Source organism: Paenibacillus sp. SRL342 (assembly GCF_984798905.1).
The window spans coordinates 3,158,653-3,176,369 of sequence record NZ_OZ481790.1 but is presented as its reverse complement, the minus strand read 5'-3'; the positions used below and the strand labels follow the sequence as shown (position 1 = coordinate 3,176,369).

At 45.2% G+C, this 17,717-nt stretch carries 11 protein-coding genes; 2 read left to right on the top strand and 9 right to left on the bottom strand.

Annotated features, from left to right (window positions below; genetic code table 11):
* Positions 1-185 precede the first annotated feature (185 nt).
* From licT to AC4E8D_RS14040, 3 genes are all read right to left on the bottom strand, one after another.
* Entirely contained in the window at positions 186-1,016 is an 831-nt protein-coding gene (gene licT, locus AC4E8D_RS14050) for a BglG family transcription antiterminator LicT (protein WP_047842771.1), read from the bottom strand.
* Between the two features lie 423 nt (positions 1,017-1,439).
* Positions 1,440-2,882 carry a 6-phospho-beta-glucosidase gene (locus AC4E8D_RS14045; protein WP_405132426.1) on the bottom strand — a complete coding sequence of 481 codons (1,443 nt, stop codon included), beginning with the start codon at positions 2,880-2,882 and terminating at the stop codon, positions 1,440-1,442.
* A 454-nt stretch (positions 2,883-3,336) separates the two neighbouring features.
* Complete coding sequence (locus tag AC4E8D_RS14040; protein WP_405132189.1) at positions 3,337-4,167, bottom strand: amidohydrolase family protein; 831 nt, start codon at positions 4,165-4,167, stop codon at positions 3,337-3,339.
* A gap of 323 nt (positions 4,168-4,490) precedes the next feature.
* Here AC4E8D_RS14040 and AC4E8D_RS14035 point away from each other — a divergent pair, with 323 nt between their 5' ends.
* Both AC4E8D_RS14035 and AC4E8D_RS14030 read left to right on the top strand, forming a co-directional pair.
* Positions 4,491-6,218: a cellulase family glycosylhydrolase gene (locus AC4E8D_RS14035; protein WP_405132188.1), complete on the top strand. Its 1,728-nt coding sequence runs from the start codon at positions 4,491-4,493 to the stop codon at positions 6,216-6,218.
* A gap of 128 nt (positions 6,219-6,346) precedes the next feature.
* Complete coding sequence (locus AC4E8D_RS14030; protein WP_101313990.1) at positions 6,347-7,246, top strand: manganese catalase family protein; 900 nt, start codon at positions 6,347-6,349, stop codon at positions 7,244-7,246.
* Positions 7,247-7,434: 188 nt separating this feature from the next.
* Here AC4E8D_RS14030 and AC4E8D_RS14025 read toward each other — a convergent pair whose 3' ends face one another.
* The 6 genes from AC4E8D_RS14025 to AC4E8D_RS14000 form a co-directional block, all read right to left on the bottom strand.
* Positions 7,435-9,417, bottom strand: a complete 1,983-nt coding sequence (locus tag AC4E8D_RS14025; RefSeq protein ID WP_490206377.1) for a sucrose-specific PTS transporter subunit IIBC — start codon at positions 9,415-9,417, stop codon at positions 7,435-7,437.
* A gap of 26 nt (positions 9,418-9,443) precedes the next feature.
* A complete protein-coding gene (locus AC4E8D_RS14020) occupies positions 9,444-10,919 on the bottom strand; it encodes a glycoside hydrolase family 32 protein (RefSeq protein ID WP_490206376.1) in 1,476 nt (491 codons plus the stop codon).
* Between the two features lie 346 nt (positions 10,920-11,265).
* Positions 11,266-12,249: a LacI family DNA-binding transcriptional regulator gene (locus AC4E8D_RS14015; protein WP_405132185.1), complete on the bottom strand. Its 984-nt coding sequence runs from the start codon at positions 12,247-12,249 to the stop codon at positions 11,266-11,268.
* Positions 12,250-12,492: 243 nt separating this feature from the next.
* Entirely contained in the window at positions 12,493-14,172 is a 1,680-nt protein-coding gene (locus AC4E8D_RS14010) for a ribonuclease J (protein ID WP_405132184.1), read from the bottom strand.
* Positions 14,173-14,323: 151 nt separating this feature from the next.
* Entirely contained in the window at positions 14,324-15,595 is a 1,272-nt protein-coding gene (gene rhaA, locus AC4E8D_RS14005) for an L-rhamnose isomerase (protein WP_221819547.1), read from the bottom strand.
* A gap of 19 nt (positions 15,596-15,614) precedes the next feature.
* Positions 15,615-17,684 (bottom strand): bifunctional aldolase/short-chain dehydrogenase, encoded by a 2,070-nt coding sequence (locus tag AC4E8D_RS14000; protein ID WP_449004474.1) that lies wholly within the window; start codon positions 17,682-17,684, stop codon positions 15,615-15,617.
* Positions 17,685-17,717: the final 33 nt, after the last annotated feature.

Here is a 17,717-nt window from a genome sequence, read left to right as displayed (position 1 = left end):
CAGGCCTCTTACCGATTTTTTTGCACGCAAAAAACCTAAGCCTTGAGCAAGGGGACACAATGGTCCTGTCCTTCTCATGACTTAGGTTTTGCCTGCATAACCAGTAACAATCCCAGTTAAATCGTATTCAATTCCTGTTAATCACATATTATTATAATAAAACCATTTTTGTCAACATTTAAATATTATCGATTAACCACTCGTTCGATATGAACCGTCAGATACAACTTTTCTTCATTGGTCAGCTCATGGTTGTATTCCTTTTTGACAAACAACTCAATTTTCTCCGTACACGCTGCGGCATCTGGATGTTTCTCCTTAATCATGTCATAGAAATGATCATAGTTGTTGTCGTAATGCGTACCACTGAGCACACGCTGGGAGAAGAACTTCAGATGTGTGATAAAGCGAAAATAACTGAGAGAGTCCTCATCAAATTCCATTTTGAAATGATATTTCGCTATATTAATAATTTGCTGGATAAACTTCGTAATATTCATCGTTGTAATAACTTCTTCGTTCATCTCTGCGTTGACAATATGAAGGGCAATAAAAGCGGCTTCATCAGGTGGAAGCTCAATATTCATACGAGTGTTGATCTGTTCCAGCGTCCTCAGGCCCAGTTCGAATTCGGACTTGTACAACTGTTTGATCTCCCACATCAATGCGTTCTTGATCTCCACGCCTTCCCGATAACGTTCGATGGCGAAGTTAATATGGTCTGTAAGAGATACATAGATGTTCTCATTCAGCTTTCGACCCAGATTCTCACGCGCATACGTGATAATCTCTTCCACAATTTCAATCAGTTCCATCGGAACTTCCCGCAGCAGCATTTTGAAATTATCGGATGTTTGTTTGTTTTTCAATGCAAATACTTTCTGGATGCGGGTCTCGTCTACTTTATCCCCCGGCTTTTTCTTAAAGGCAATCCCACGTCCCATCACCACAAGCTCTGCTCCATCCGCCTGATAGATGCTAATGACGTTATTGTTGATAACCTTTGCTATTTTCAATTCAATCCCCCCGTCACGTTCCACTCTCTTGGCAGTTATACATCGTCTTTTGGGCATACAAAAAAAACCTGAAGCATCACAAAATAAACAAGACATGGTAGTCTGTTTTTTTGGTGCTTAGGTTTTGCCTACGTCGTGTAGTAACAATCCCAGAAACGATATAATTGCGTCAAGTATAGCGCGAACCTGACTATATGTCAACGCTTTCAATGTGTGGACAATCGGAAGTCCCATGGTTATATAAATTGAACTAGATAATATTTACACTAGCTACTCCGATGACAGAACAACCTTCCGATCGCTGTTATCCCCAGCTTTTTTCTGTCCTCTCCGTTTTGTGTAGAAGTTTAGTTCAATTTATATAGATGAAACTTCCGATGTTATATTGCCGTACAAGACCATTTTAATTCAGAAAAATATAAACTACGCGTCACCCAAGTTTGTTCCGTTGGATTCGATCACATTTTTGTACCACTCAAAACTCTTCTTCTTCAGCCGTGTCAGCTCACCTTGACCTTCATTATTACGGTCCACGTAAATGTAGCCATAACGTTTTCTCATCTCACCTGAGGATGCACTTACAATATCAATAGGTCCCCAGCTGGTGTAACCAATGATGTTAACTCCATCCTGAATAGCCTCACCCATTTCAGCTACATGTCGTTTCAAGTAGTCAATCCGGTATGCATCATCCACTTCACCTTCCGGTGTAACCACGTCATTGGCACCAAATCCATTTTCAACAACAAACAGCGGCTTCTGATAACGATCATGTAGTTGATTGGCGGTAATACGGAATCCTTTTGGATCAATCGTCCAGCCCCACTCGGACTTCGCCAGATATGGATTGGCTACCGAGCCAAATACATTACCACTGGTCATATTCTTGATGACTTCCGGATCGGTACTGGTTGTACGACTTGAATAATAACTGAACCCGATATAATCTACGGTATGATTCTTCAAGATTTCCGCATCACCCGGCTGCATAACGATGTTCAACTCGTGATCTTTGAAGAAACGTTTGGCGTAACCCGGATATTCCCCACGTGACTGCACATCGATGAAGAAATAGGACTCTCTATCTTTTTCCATGCCCTGGAACACATCTTCCGGATTACAAGTATACGGATAGAAGCTTCCTGCGGCGAGCATACACCCAATCATGGCACCAGGAATAATCTCATGACATGCCTTGACTGCCAGTGCACTTGCAACCAGTTGGTGGTGAGCAGCCTGATATTGAATTTCCTTGATATTATCCCCTTCATTAAACGCCAGCCCCGCCCCAAGGAATGGAAGATGAAGCAACATGTTGATCTCATTAAATGTCATCCAGTATTTCACCTTGTCTTTGTAGCGAGTGAATACCGTTGTAGCGTAAGTCTCGAAAAGAGTTACCAGTTCACGACTTCTCCAGCTGCCATACTTCTCGATCAGATGCACAGGCACATCGAAGTGAGCCAATGTAACCACAGGTTCAATGCCGTTTTTCAACAATTCATCAAACAGGTTATCGTAAAATTGTAATCCCGATTCATTGGGCTGTGCGTCTTCTCCTGTCGGGAAAATCCGTGCCCAAGCAATCGAGACACGCAGTGCTTTGAATCCCATTTCTGCAAATAGAGCAATGTCTTCAGGGTAACGGTGATAAAAATCGATCGCTTCATGCGAAGGATAGAACTCGGTAGCAAGCGGCGTAAAAGCCGGAACATGACCTTTCATAATACTTCTGCGATTCTCTCCGGTAGGCAGCAAGTCAACGATACTCAGCCCTTTGCCATCTTTCAGATATGCGCCCTCCGCCTGATTGGCAGCAATGGCTCCACCCCACAGAAAGTCTTTAGGAAATGTAAAATTCGTCATCATCATTCTCCTTCCAAATATGTAATTCAGCTATCCGCTCAAATCGTTAGAATATTAAAAAGACAAAATATTTAAGTTAACTACACAATTACACATAAACGGAGAGGACAGAAAAAATCTGGAGAAGCGAAGCTAAAAGCTTTCAATGGAAAGCTACTTCGTAAGCATAAACTCGCCTTTATCACCGGATTTCCCCTTTAAAAAGGAGATCAAAAAATCTGGGGATTGGAAGATTGTTCTGGCCGCGCAGTCGTCTCGTGTAAAATCGTTTGTTCAACTTAAATACAAAAAACCCGAACCAGCCTGGGTACACGATTACGTGTAAACAAGCCAGCTCAGGTTATGCCCATATCGGTAACATTCCCAGATCATGATTATGCGGATTGGATAAAACTTTAGCAAGAATCAGAACAGTTGTCAACTTCTTGAAACCGGTTTAGCTTCGGAATGCCCACTACGATATTTGATAGAACGCAGCACATGTGCCGCCAAGAATCATCTGTTGATCTAGTATAGGTAGGGCATTAATGTGAGAATTAATGAGACCGAATACTTCAGAATATGGAGCTGAAACGTTGCAAACGGGCCAGTCGGACCCGAACATTAACCTTTCCGCACCAAAGGCTTCTATGACGATATTCAGGTAGGCTGTAAAATCGCTCGGAGTCCAATTTGTCCAGTCTGCTTCCGTCACCATCCCTGAAAGTTTACAGTACGCATTAGGTTGTGCGGCCAATGACTCAAGTGCTTCTTTCCAGGGTGAGAGTATACCTGATTTTATGTCGGGTTTGGCTAGATGATCAAGGACAAATCGCTGTTCAGGAAACGTCTTAACCAATTCAACAGCATAAGGCAGTTGCTCCTTGGATACCAACAGATCATAGGTCAAATCATACTCCTTAAGCAATGAAATTCCATGCTGAAAGTCTTCTCTCAATACATAATCCAGATCAGGTTCATCCTGTATAACATGACGTACACCCTTCAGATATGGATTGGACGCGAAAAGTTCAAGCTGATTCCGAACTTCATCCGAACAAAGGTCCACCCATCCAACAACACCTTTGATACATTCATGCCGATCCGCCAGCTGCAGAAGCCACTCGGTTTCTGTCAGTGATTGTCTGGCTTGTACCGCAATACATCCATCCAGTCCTGATTGGAGCAATAAAGGTTCAAGATCTTCCGGAAGAAAAGATTGACGAATGGCTTTCATCTCTTCGCCAATCCATCCGTACTCGGCGACATTGTATTCCCAGAAATGTTGATGTGCATCCAGCTTCATATTAGATCCCTCCCAGGGTATTTAAATCTAATTATCATTCAAAAGCAACCTTATGATTTTCATTTCCAATGAAATAAACGCCCCACTACACAATCTATTAATATGGCAAAATCACTGATTTTTACATGATTTTTATTCAAATTGTGCAGGTATTGTCCGATATTAAATCATGATATAGTAAATTACGAAAACGCTTTCAGTACATAAATCGGTGGTGATTCCAGTATTACACAAGTGAACTTTTGTTCGCGTTGAGCTCTATTTCCACCCTGCTTAACCGCTATTCATGTTCAACCATTCTCTATTCGAAGGAGACTATATTAATGAAAAAAAACCGCAAATCAGTCTTATCTCTTACGCTCTTGACTGCCATGATTCTATCTCTATTCTCCTCTGCTATGGCTTCAGCTGCAACTGACAACAGCGAACAGGCCAATACCTCAGCCGCGCCAAGCAAAATGCAGACCTACGTGAACGCCATGGAGCCTGGCTGGAATCTGGGTAACTCTCTGGACGCCGTTGGTGAAGATGAGACAGCCTGGGGCAACCCGCGCATTACGAAGGAACTAATTCAGTCGATCGCTGATGAGGGCTACAACAGTATCCGTATTCCTGTGACCTGGGAAGCCCACATCGGTGACGCACCCAACTACACAATTGATTCCGCTTACATGAATCGGGTTCAAGAAGTAGTAAACTGGGCCCTTGATGCGGATCTCTACGTTATGATTAATCTTCACCATGATTCCTGGCGCTGGATCAGTTACATGGAGAAAGACCATGACAACGTGCTTGCACGTTACAACGCTGCTTGGACTCAGATTGCGGACAAATTCAAAGATGCATCCGATAAACTCATGTTCGAAAGTGTTAACGAACCACGTTTCTCTGAAGGCGGCACAACAGATGCAGCGATTGGATATCGCATGCTGGACGAGTTGAACACTTCTTTTCACAAGATCGTAAGAACTTCGGGTGGAAACAACGAGACACGTCCACTTGTGCTTCCAACGATGCATACCTCTTCCGCTCAGCCTGATCTGGATGAACTGAATAAGACCATTCAAAAATTGAATGACAGCAATATTATTGCAACCGTTCACTACTACGGGTTCTGGCCATTCAGTGTGAACATCGCAGGTTACACCAAGTATAACGAGGAAGTACAGAAGGATGTTACCGACACATTTGATCGGGTATACAATGCTTTCACAGCGAAAGGCGTTCCGGTTATCGTCGGTGAGTATGGCTTGCTTGGTTTCGACCAGCACACAGGTGTGATTGAGCAAGGCGAAAAGCTGAAATTCTTCGAATTTGTTGGACAATATCTGCGTCAAAAACAGATGACCACGATGTTGTGGGATAACGGACAACACTTCGGTCGCACAAGCTTTACTTGGTCTGATCAGGAATTATTTGATACCATGAAAGCCAGCTGGACAGGTCGTTCATCCACAGCCGAAACGGATCTCGTATATCTTAAACAAAATGAAGCCATTCAAGATCAGAAGGTAAAACTCAATCTGCATGGGAACAAATTCAATTCGTTGAAAAATGGTACTACTCCTCTTGTCAGAGGTAAAGACTATACGATCAAAAAAGATGTACTTACGTTAAAATCCAATCTGTTAACCAAATTGACAGCCTCTGGTGATTTGGGCGTAAATGCCACACTTACAGCTGGATTCAATGAAGGTGCTGACTGGAACTTTAATATCATTAAATATGACACACCTAAGTTGAACGATGCAACAGGCACAACCAGTGCATTTGCCATTCCGACTACGTTTAACGGCAATCAGCTCGCTACGATGGAAGCAACATATGCAAACGGAGAGAACGCCGGTCCACAGAACTGGACTTCGTTCAAAGAATTCTCCTACACATTTAGCCCAGACTACGAACGTAGTGTGATTGAACTGAAACCTAACTTCTTCAATGAAACCAATGATGGCGAAGTCACACTTAAGTTCCATTTCTGGAACGGAGATGTGCTGACGTACAAAATCACGAAAAATGGAACAAGCGTTGTTGGCGTAGCTTCCAAATAAGAACTCATCTAACGTTCTGTTCAGAGCTTTAAGCTCTGGCAGAACGTTTTTTTGTTTCACCAACGACCGAATAACGTACAAGTAACCCTTCATACTTTTACAGTAACTAGGATTGAGGGGGAAATGTCATGTTTAAACGTGTAGACCGTCTTGCCATCGAATTACCCATATCCAATAATCCGGACCCTAATGGAGCTAGTGCAGTTCAGGAGTTGCTTGGTGGAAAGTTCGGGGAAATGTCAACATTAAATAACTATATGTTTCAGTCATTTAATTTCAGAGGCAGATCCAAGTTGCGTCCATTTTATGACATTGTTGCAAGTATTACCGCGGAGGAATTCGGCCATGTCGAACTTGTCGCCAATACGATTAACCTCATGCTTGAAGGTTCCACTTCACCAGGCGCCCCGGACTCTACCCCGCTACGTGTAGGCAAAGACGCACGGATGACTTCACATTTTATCGAATCGGCTCAGACAGCGCTCCCGTATGACTCCATGGGAAGACCCTGGAATGGTTCATATGTCGTGAGCAGTGGCAATCTGATCTTTGATCTGTTGCATAACTTCTTTCTTGAATGCGGAGCAAGAACTCACAAAATGAGAGTCTACGAAATGACCGACAACAAAACAGCCCGAGAAATGACAGGATACCTGCTTGTACGCGGAGGTGTGCATGTTCTTGCGTATGCAAAGGCACTGGAAATTGCAACAGGTGTGGATGTAACGAAGATGTTCCCTATTCCACGACTGGATAACAAAGCTTTTGAAACGACACGTAAGTGGGAAGCGAAGGGTGAGCACCGCAGGTTGTACACGTTCAGCGACAAGGATTATCAGGGCATTGCCCAGATCTGGAAAGGGACACACCCAACTGATGGTGGTAAACTGGAGGCTTTTGCAGGCTTGCCGGGGTATGGAGGGCCAGTACCTGAGCTGCCTGATCTGCCGGAAGAATTTGCGCCAGGGATATCCGCGGAAGATCTAATGCAGATTGCAGAGCGACTGAAACGTCACGCTGGTCTGTAGGATCACGATTAACGTTTGTTTTTCATAGCGCGTCGATTGGATAATCGTAAAATGGTGCTCTCTTGCGTGCTAACTCACTTGGATCACTTAGATCACCGATGATCTGTTTCTTTGATTTCATACGATTGTACACAAAAAAAGGGGAACGGGAGAGATACATCTCTACCCGCTTCCCACTTTACACGCCTCTATTGTGGCTCAGTAAATTTCACTACAAGTACCACTTCCCCATTGGCTTGCACACGACCGGTTGAGGTTGCTGTAACCGTTGCTATCGTTTCATTCCCGCTTGGAATCAGCACAGGTGTAATCACTGGCAGACCCGCAGTCTGAATGACATCCATGTCAAATTCAATCAACAATTGACCTGCAGTTACACGATCTCCGCTATTCACATGCGCGGTAAAACCATTCCCTTTCAGTCCTACCGTATTAATTCCGATATGAACCAGCATCTGTACACCCGTCTCATGCTCCAGAATCACCGCATGTTTACTCTTGTTCATGACATGTACGATGACACCATCAAACGGTGCGTACACTTTTCCTTCTGATGGCTCGATGGCAATGCCCTCACCCATGTGTTTTTCCGAGAACGCCGGGTCAGGAACCTGCTCCAGAGCAACGACGGTACCGTTCATTGGCGAAGCTATTTCGAGAAAATCTACCTTAGGACGATTGCTTGTAACGGCATCGGTAACTGAATTAAGACGCGGATTAGAGTCCTCTGCTCTAACTTCAGTTGATGTTACTCCACTGTTGTCATTGCTCACCGCTTCTTCTGCAACTGGTTGATCCTTATATCCAAAGAACCAGGTAAGTGCAAATGCAATCGCCATGGCAACTACGTTGGACAAGATATACAACGGCAGTTGGCTGTTCAGATAGAGCAGTGTACCGGGAATAACCGTTACAGCCATGCCTGTACCTTGCAGATGGAACAGGGAAGCGATGAAACCACCCACACCACCACCAACCAGCCCCATAATAAATGGTTTCATATAACGCAAGTTAACTCCAAAGATGGCTGGCTCGGTAATGCCTAGAAATGCGGACAAAGACGAAGGCAACGCGAGGGCTTTGAGTTTCATATTTTTGGTCTTCAGACCGACTGCGAGACAAGCCGCTCCTTGTGCTGCCATGGCACAGGTAATGATGGCGTTGAACGGATTGAATCCCGTTTTCTCCAGTAGCTGAATCTCCAGGAAATTAAAGATGTGATGCACACCGGTAACGACAATAATCTGATGGAAGAATCCAATGATAATACCTGCGATGCCAAACGGAAGATCCAATACAGCAGTTGTTCCATGCAGCACCCACTCTTCCAGGGAATGGAATACGGGACCAATAGCGAAAAGTCCAAGCGTAATCATGACTGTCAACGTAATAAAAGGAGTCAGAATTAAGTCCAGTGCCTCAGGTACCCGTCTTCTTAATACCTTTTCAAACTTGGCTCCAATCAAACCTACAAAGAACGCAGGCAGAACCGATCCTTGATAACCCACGACAGGTATAAAACCGAACATATGCAGCGGCTGTGCTGATCCATCTGCCACCGCGTAAGCATTGGGTAATGCGGGATTGACCAGCATAAGCCCCAGTACAATACCTAGTACCGGACTTCCGCCGAATACACGGAACGCAGACCACGCTACAAGCGCAGGCAGGAATGCAAAAGCCGTATCCGTCAGGATTTGAGTGAACAACAGGAAATTGGCCGAAATATCATCAGGTGTTGCACCGAACAACGCCAGAATTTCATTTTGGGTAAGTAATCCGCGCAATCCCATGAACAGTCCTGTAGCTACCAGAACGGGAATGATGGGTACGAATACGTCACCAAATGTGCGAATAGCCCGCTGAAAAGCGTTTCCTTCCTTTTTCCCCTGACTCTTCACATCATCCTTGGACGTTCCTTCAATGCCCAGCTTCTCAACCTCTTCAAAGATTCGATTCACTGTTCCCGTACCAAAGATAATCTGATATTGACCCGAGTTGAAAAAAGCCCCTTTCACCTTCTCGATGTTCTCGACCGTTTTCTGATCAATCTTTTCTTTATCTTTCACCATGATGCGAAGACGTGTTGCACAATGTGCAAATGATGCGATATTCTCTTTGCCCCCGATGGCATGAATGACTTCCTGGGCAATGCGTTGATTCTCCGACATGTAATCTCATTCCTCTCACGTAATACTTAATAATTCCATTTTGCTGCTTCAAAATCAGCTTTGCCTCCGTGTGCAAAAAAACGAATGTCCACGCTGTCCCGGCTTGGGAAAATGCGGCTGGTAAAGACCTCCTCACCATCGTTTACAAAGACCTCGACTGAAGATGCATCTACGAACAGATGGAACTTAATCACGTCCGCAGTAAGTGTGCACTGTCGTACAACGCCATTCTGCTCTGCCAGCTCGGTACCAGACATCGTCCGATCCAAGACAACTTTCTGCTGAATCCGATCATACAGAAGAACCGTTTTTTCAGTTCCATTTGCCCGGAGTTCGATGCCTACAATCTCTGCATCTACAGGGCTTATCTCACATTTCAGCTCATAGGCAATCCCATTAAAACCAGTGAAAGATCGGCTTTCATTGTCAATCGTTGCGCGAATATGAGTCCCTTCCTCTTGCAGACGCAATTGCACCATCTCTGTAACAGGTAGCTGGATTAGCTTGCCGTCTCGGAGTGACAATTGCCGAGGAATGGTCAGGCAATGAGCCCAGCCACTATCGTCTGTCGGATATTCCAGATCGGGAAGTCCCATCCATCCAACCAGAATACGTCTTCCGTCCGGAGCCAGCATCGTCTGCGGAGCATAGAAGTCGAATCCACGATCCAACTCCTGAAATTCACCATGATTGAACTCTCTTGTCTGGAGATTGAGCGGCTCACCGATCAGATAACCGGATTGAAAAATATTCTGATAATGATCTCCCGCAGCGTCTATGCCTTGTGGGGAAAAGACAAGCACACCTTTCCCGTCCATCTCCATATAATCCGGGCACTCCCACATGTAACCAAAGGAGGTTAATTGCGTACGAATTTCACCAAGAAACTCCCAGTTGTTCAGATCAATGGAGCGATACAGCACTGTACATCCCGTCTCGTCTGTTCTCTGCGCACCAATTACACAATAATACGTGTCTCCTTGTTGCCACACTTTGGGATCTCTGAAGTGTTCCGTGTATCCGTCTGGCACAGATGAGATCACTGGATCATTCAGTTTGGATACTGAACCGCCTTCATCCATAACTGCCAAGCATTGATACGGGTGTCTGACCCAAGCCTCATCCCTCGTATTGCCCGTGTATAGCAAGTGCAACTTGCCGTCTTTTTCAATCGCACTGCCGGAATAAGCTCCGTGTGAGTCATACCTGCCACCCGGTTCGATTCCAATCCCGACATTGTCCCAGTTCACCAGATTCTTCGAGCGGGTATGGTACCAGTATTTCATGCCGTGTTCTGTTCCAAGTGGAAACCACTGATAAAACAGATGATAATAGCCTTGATAATATGCAAAGCCGTTAGGATCATTAAGCAGACCTGTTATCGGCTGAATGTGATAACTCTGTCGCCAAGGACATACGGAGATCTGTGCTTCAAGCTTCGCAACCTCTCCAGGCTCTCCTTGCTCAATTCGTCTGTAGCGTTGCTCTCTAGTCATTTTCATAGCTGTTCTCCATTCTTGCTTATATAAGTTAGACCAAGAAATTTCACACTTGGACTACGATGGCAGAACAATCCTCCGATCGCTGTTATCCCCAGATTTCCTGATCCCTTTTCTAAAAGGTGAGATCCGGTGATAAAGGCGAACACTACGTTTCTTCGAATTTTTTCTGCCCTCTTCGTAAATGTTTTTTTCTTATATAACTTATACGAAAATCAAAATATAGGAACCGGTTCCACTCAAAGCAAAAAAATAATTCCATATGGCATTAGTGCCTGCCCGTGTTCGCATATCCGCATTGGATATTCATAGTGGAACCGGTTCGATGGAATTATCATAAAGGATATTTTTATAATTTGTCAACGCTTTCTCGAGGAATTAGTTCTACGTTCAGTGTTGTTCGTTCCTCCACCGACTCGCCTTTGACCAGACGAATAATGTGATTCGCCGCTACTTTGCCCGCCTGCAAATAATGATATTTCACAGTCGTCAGCGTGGGATGAATCATCTCCGTAATGTCGTATCCGCCAAATCCGGTAACAGACAAATCTTGCGGTATGCGGATTTTATTGGAGAACGCAATCTTCATCACACCCAGTGCAATATTATCCGTAGCCCCGACAATGATCGTTGGTGTGATTTCTTTCAAAATGGCTTCAGCGGTAACGATGGCTTCCGACATCTTAAAGCTGGTCTCATAATACTTAACTTCACATTCTCCACATTCGGCAATTGCACGCTGGAACCCTTGTTTACGATAGATCCCTACCGCCCGATCCTTCTCGCTAACCCCCATATACACGATCTTGCGATGACCCTGTTCGACGACATATTTACCCATCTCATAACCTGCCTGGTCATCATTGTGAACCAGACTATGTAGTTGCTCATGCTGCTGCCCCACCAACAACACGGGGATACGTATGTCCTCCACTGCTTTCAGATGTGCTTCAGTCACTTCAGCAGCCAGCAGAATAATGCCCGATACCTTCTGTCGTGCAAAATCATAGATGGCATCAATCTCGCGCTGCATGTCCTGGCTCGTATTTGCGATAAGCATCTGATACTGATTACTCCGCAGTTCTTCATCAATTCCGATCAATGTCTGGGATGTTGCAAAAGAATCAAGACGTGGCACAACCGTACCAATAATACTGGTCTTCTTTGCCTTTAGACTCTGTGCAAATGTGTTGGGAACATAATTGTATTGTTTGATAATGCGCTCAATCTTCTGGCGTGTATCTTCACTAACCGATCCGCCGTTCAGGAAGCGAGAGACCGTGCTTTTTGCCACACCTGCCATCTGAGCGATATCAGAAATGGTTTTATTCATAAAGACTCCTCTTATTTCTATTAGCTGGTTTACCTTTTATTATACTTCGAATCGCAAACCCATGGCGAATTTGATTCAACTCCATTTATCGTACATCTATTGTACATTCCCGATGTAATAGCAAAAGCCCGATGGCAATGTGACTTCATACCGAAGTATGATCCACATTCATCAGGCTGTTAAGCTTCCATATACACGTTTGCACAGACCATTAAGGCAAGGCTAATCCCTATCCCTGCTGACTCAGACCTCAATAATAATTGGCAAGATCATAGGTCTTCTCTTTGTTTGAGCGTAAATATAGTGACCGATCTCGTCTTTCAGCTTTCTTTTGATCACATTCCACTGATTCACCCCAGCCCCGGTCAACTCATCCATCCGGTTTAGAACAAGCTCATGGATCTCATGCATGAATTCTTCCGAATCCTTAACAAATACAAACCCTCTGGAGATAATTTCGGGTGATGTGACCATCTGTTTTTCCGTTTTGCTCAGTGTAGTCACAATCACCAGCATGCCATCGGAGGACAGTTGCCTGCGGTCGCGAAGTACAATATTGCCGACATCACCCATGATCAGACCGTCTACGAGACTATTTCCTGATGCAATTTTGGGACCCAGCGAAGCAATGCCATCTTTGTACTGGACCATATCCCCATTATTCACGATAAACACATGATCACGCTCTATACCTACGGATTCAGCAAGCAGTCTGTGTTGATACAACATGCGAAACTCACCGTGGATCGGAATCAGATAATCCGGTTTCATCAGGGTAAGCATCAATTTGAGTTCTTCCTGACTGCCGTGTCCCGATACATGCATCCCAGCTGCACCACTTGAACCATATATCACACGTGCTCCAAGAACATACAGGTTATCAATTACATGTGCAAGATTCCGTTCATTACCCGGAATGGCACCGGCAGCAATAATGACCGTGTCCCCGGCGTCAATTCTTACGTGAGGATGTTTACCGGATGCCAAACGTGACAAGGCTGCCATCGCTTCTCCCTGGCTACCAGTGCATAATACAACAACTTGTTCTGGTGGAAACTGATCCGAATCGATAGCTTCAATTATCAATCCGTCAGGAACTTGCAAATACCCCAATTCACTGGCTACCGATACCACATTCACCATACTTCTGCCCAACAGTGCCAGTTTGCGACCCGTCTCGAATGCTGCATTCACAATCTGCTGTACCCTGCTGACATTCGACGCAAAGGTGGAGATGAATACTTTTTGTTTTGCACGGATAAAGGCATCCAGAATGTGGTCTCCCACAACACGCTCGGAAGGTGTAAATCCGGGTCTTTCTGCATTGGTACTCTCGGAAAGCAAAATATGGACACCCTGTTTGCCAATCTCGGCCATGCGGTGCAGATCTGGGAAAGGTCCATGTACAGGCGACATATCAAATTTGAAATCTCCGGTATGCACAACATTGCCTGCTGGAGTCTGAAAAAAGATACCAAGACAATCCGGTATACTATGACTGGTTGCAAAAAAGGAAACCTCGATTCCTCCCAGCGTAATGCTGGAATGAGCATCGATCGTATGCAGGTCCGCCTTGCGCAGCAGCCCATGCTCTTTCAGTTTAAGCTCGATCAGCCCACGAGTGAGCCTGGATGCATACACCGGAATGTTCATTTGTTTTAACAAATAGGGAATGCCACCAATGTGATCTTCATGTCCATGGGTAACCACAAGACCCCTTACTTTATCCAGATTCTCCAGCAGATACGCTACATCCGGAATGATTAGATCAATACCAGGCAATGTCTCATCGGGAAACTTCGAACCACAGTCAATCACGATGATGTCCTGATTGTACTGGATGAAATACATATTCTTCCCTATTTCATTCACGCCGCCAAGTGCAGCGATATACAGTTTGTTGTGGGATAGATTCAACTCCATTATTCCTCCTCTGCGTGGCAATCGTATACGATACAGGTTATATTCTTAGTATGGAAGCAATCGCCTCACTTATGCATTTCAATGTGATTATGCCAAAAAAACCACCACGGAATTTTCATTCCATAGTGGTTTATACGAAACTTAAATACAGTTACACCAATGATTTATCACGCTGTAGTAGTACATCTTGTTCATAGGTTTTGATATCGGTAATCCACTTTTCACGAACTGGAACGCCTTGCTGAGCACAATAGTAGTCCCAGATCGCGCCAAACGGATAGGATTTGAACTCTTCTGTTAAGGCAAGGCGCAACGTGTAATCCCCTTCCAGTTCGGCTTGTTTCAAGGCATCCACCGGTTCGAGCATCGCTCGGAGAAGGGCTTTGATCGTGTTGCGAGTACCCACAACCCATGCAGCTACACGGTTAATACTTGCATCAAAGAAATCCAGTCCAATATGTGTGGTCGCAAGCAGATCATGTCGAACCAGTTCACGGGCAATTTCCAGTAGCTCATCGTCCATAATTACCACATGGTCACTATCCCAACGCATCGGTCGGCTTACGTGAAGCAGAATGCCACTTGTAAACAAAGACAAGGACGACAATTTATTGGAAATAACCTCTGTTGGATGGAAATGACCCGCATCCAGGCAGATTAACGTATCATTTTGCAAACCGTAACCCATATAGAATTCATGAGAGCCCACCACATATGCTTCTGAACCCAGACCAAAGAGCTTACTCTCTACCGCGTCCAGATTGTGCTCTGGATTAAGCGGTTCGGCGAATACTTGATCCAGCGATTCTTTGAGACGTTTGCGTGGTGTCAACCGGTCAACTGGATTATCCTTGAATCCATCCGGGACCCATACATTGGTTACACAAGTCTGACCAAGCTGTTCCCCGAAATAAGCACCAATCTGGCGGGATGCCTTGCAGTGATCAATCCAAAACTTGCGAATTTCAGGATCTGGATGACTGAGCGTGAACCCGTCACTTGATTTTTCATGGGAAAAACATGTTGGGTTGAAGTCCAGACCGAGTCCTTGTTCTTTGGCCCATTTCACCCAGTTCTCATAATGCTTCGGTTCAATCTGATCCAGTTCAACCTGCTCGTCTGTATCCGTGTAGATCGCGTGCAGATTGACCTTATGTTTGCCGGGAATCAGAGCAAAAGCTTGCTCGAGATCGTTACGAAGTTCTGCTGGTGTGGTCGCAGCCCCAGGGTATTGACCTGTAACGGAAATACCCCCTGTTAACTCCCCATCTTTATTCAGAAAACCTTTGACATCGTCGCCTTGCCAGCAGTGTACGGATACTTTGATCTCCGCGAGTTTGTTCAGTACCTCGTCCGTATCAATTCCGTGCTGGGCATACAATGCCTTGGCTGCTTCATACGCTTGCTTGACTTGGTTATCCATCCGCAAGAACCCTCCTATTTTAACGTGTAAATGCTGCCGGTACACCGCCATCAATGGTCATCATACAACCGGTTGTTTTTTCGGATTTCGAAGAAGCAAAGAAGGCAATTCCTTCCGCAATATCTCTTGGATAGATATTCACGAGCAATGTCGTCCGTTTGCGATAATACTCTTCCAATTGATCCGGTTCAATCCCGTATGCCGCTGCTCGTTCATTTCTCCAGGAACCGTTCCAGATCGCTGAACCCTGTAGAATGGCATCTGGAAGAATCGTGTTGACACGAATGCCATACTCTCCACCTTCTGCTGCAATACAACGTGCCAGATGTGCTTCCAGCGCTTTCGCTGAGCTGTAAGCCGAGGCACTTTTACCCGCATACACCGAGTTCTTGGACCCGATAAATACCATGCTTCCACCTATACCCTGCTGTTTCATCAGCTTGAATGCTTCACGAGCCACGAGGAAATACCCTGTGCCCAGTACATTCATGTTCAGGTTCCATTCTTTCAGGGATGTTTCGTCAAATGGGCTGGATGTGGCCAATCCGGCATTGTTCACGATGATATCCACTCCGCCATATTGCACCGCAACATCAGCATAAGCGGATTGAACGGCTTCCTCATCGGTGACGTCCATTTTCAGCGCATAAGCACGATTTGCACCGTACTGATCATTAATTTCCTGTGCTACCTTCTGTGCGCCTTCCAGGTTGAGATCAGCAAGCACCACATGTGCGCCTTCAGATACCAATCTACGTGCTGTTTCACTTCCGATTCCGCCTGCTCCACCTGTGATAAACGCCACTTTACGAGAGAATTCGGTTTCCGCCGGAGCCAGTGACAATTTGTACAATTCCAGCGGCCAGTACTCCACATTGTAAGACTCGTTTGCACTAAGTGATACGAATTGGCCCAAGCTAGTAGCTCCACGCATAACGGCAATCGCTCTGTGATACAACGCTCCGCTTACTTGGGAAAGCGCCCAGCTCTTACCTGTGTTGATCATGCCCACACCTGGAATGAGGATAACGCGTGGTGCCGCTTCGAACATGACATCACCTTCGTTTTTGTTGCTCTCAAAATACTGCTGATATTGCTCTTTGTAGGCAGCCACACCTTCAACCAGCTTGGCTTTTAAGCCTTCGATATCTTCCGCATTGGGTGTCCAATCGATGAACAGAGGTACCACTTTAGTATGTACCAGATGATCCGGGCAAGCTGCGCCCACCTGAGACAATTCCGGGGAATCTGCTCCGCCCACAAAAGCAAGTACGTCCTCTTGATCATCAAAGGACAAAATCATTTTTTTGCTATCCGATACCGCTCCACGAATCGTTGGCATTACACGTGATACGATCTGACGACGAACATCAGCGGCAAGTGCCGGGTGTTTCACACCACCAAACAAACTTTCTTCGTTCACTCGTGCTTCTATGAAATCTTCTGCTTCATTGATAATCTTGATCGTTTGGGCGTAACATTCCTCGGATGTTTCTCCCCAAGTGACAAGTCCGTGTTTTTCCATCAGTACGAGTTCGGCATTGGGATTCGAGAATACGCTTTCAGCAATCATTTTAGATAACGTAAACCCAGGGCGTACGTAAGGCACCCATACAAAACGATCACCGTAGATCTCTCTGGCCAATTCCTTCCCGTTATGCGCACAACACAGGCTGATAATCGCATCCGGGTGCGTGTGATCCACATGTTTATATGGAAGGAACGCATGCAGAAGAGTCTCGATGGAGGCGCGCGGGTGCTTGGCATCAATCATGCAATGTCCCAGATATTCAACCATCTCTTCATCCGACATGGATTCACGTTCAATTAATGGTCGAATGTCTTCGAGCCCAAGTCCGGTAAAATGTTTTGCTTCCATGGAACCCAGATCTGAGCCGCTACCTTTCACATACATTACTTCTACATCACGACCACGAAAATCCTTCACTGTCGTTTTGGTAGACGTATTACCACCGTAGATGTTACATACGCTGCGATCAGATCCAATCAGATTGGATCGGTAAACCAACTGCTCAAGTCCTGTTGTTTTCTCAGAAGCCTGCGATGCATCCCATAAACTCTGTACCATTTGTTTCCCTCCGATAATGTTTGTTTTATTCCT

What these genes read in the sequence shown, in the direction of transcription:
- AC4E8D_RS14045 (WP_405132426.1), bottom strand. Translation starts at nt 2,882, where the DNA reads ATGACGAATTTTACATTTCCTAAAGACTTTCTGTGGGGTGGAGCCATT.
- AC4E8D_RS14040 (WP_405132189.1), bottom strand. Translation starts at nt 4,167, where the DNA reads ATGAAGCTGGATGCACATCAACATTTCTGGGAATACAATGTCGCCGAG.
- AC4E8D_RS14035 (WP_405132188.1), top strand. Translation starts at nt 4,491, where the DNA reads ATGAAAAAAAACCGCAAATCAGTCTTATCTCTTACGCTCTTGACTGCC.
- AC4E8D_RS14030 (WP_101313990.1), top strand. Translation starts at nt 6,347, where the DNA reads ATGTTTAAACGTGTAGACCGTCTTGCCATCGAATTACCCATATCCAAT.
- AC4E8D_RS14025 (WP_490206377.1), bottom strand. Translation starts at nt 9,417, where the DNA reads ATGTCGGAGAATCAACGCATTGCCCAGGAAGTCATTCATGCCATCGGG.
- AC4E8D_RS14020 (WP_490206376.1), bottom strand. Translation starts at nt 10,919, where the DNA reads ATGAAAATGACTAGAGAGCAACGCTACAGACGAATTGAGCAAGGAGAG.
- AC4E8D_RS14015 (WP_405132185.1), bottom strand. Translation starts at nt 12,249, where the DNA reads ATGAATAAAACCATTTCTGATATCGCTCAGATGGCAGGTGTGGCAAAA.
- AC4E8D_RS14010 (WP_405132184.1), bottom strand. Translation starts at nt 14,172, where the DNA reads ATGGAGTTGAATCTATCCCACAACAAACTGTATATCGCTGCACTTGGC.
- rhaA (WP_221819547.1), bottom strand. Translation starts at nt 15,595, where the DNA reads ATGGATAACCAAGTCAAGCAAGCGTATGAAGCAGCCAAGGCATTGTAT.
- AC4E8D_RS14000 (WP_449004474.1), bottom strand. Translation starts at nt 17,684, where the DNA reads ATGGTACAGAGTTTATGGGATGCATCGCAGGCTTCTGAGAAAACAACA.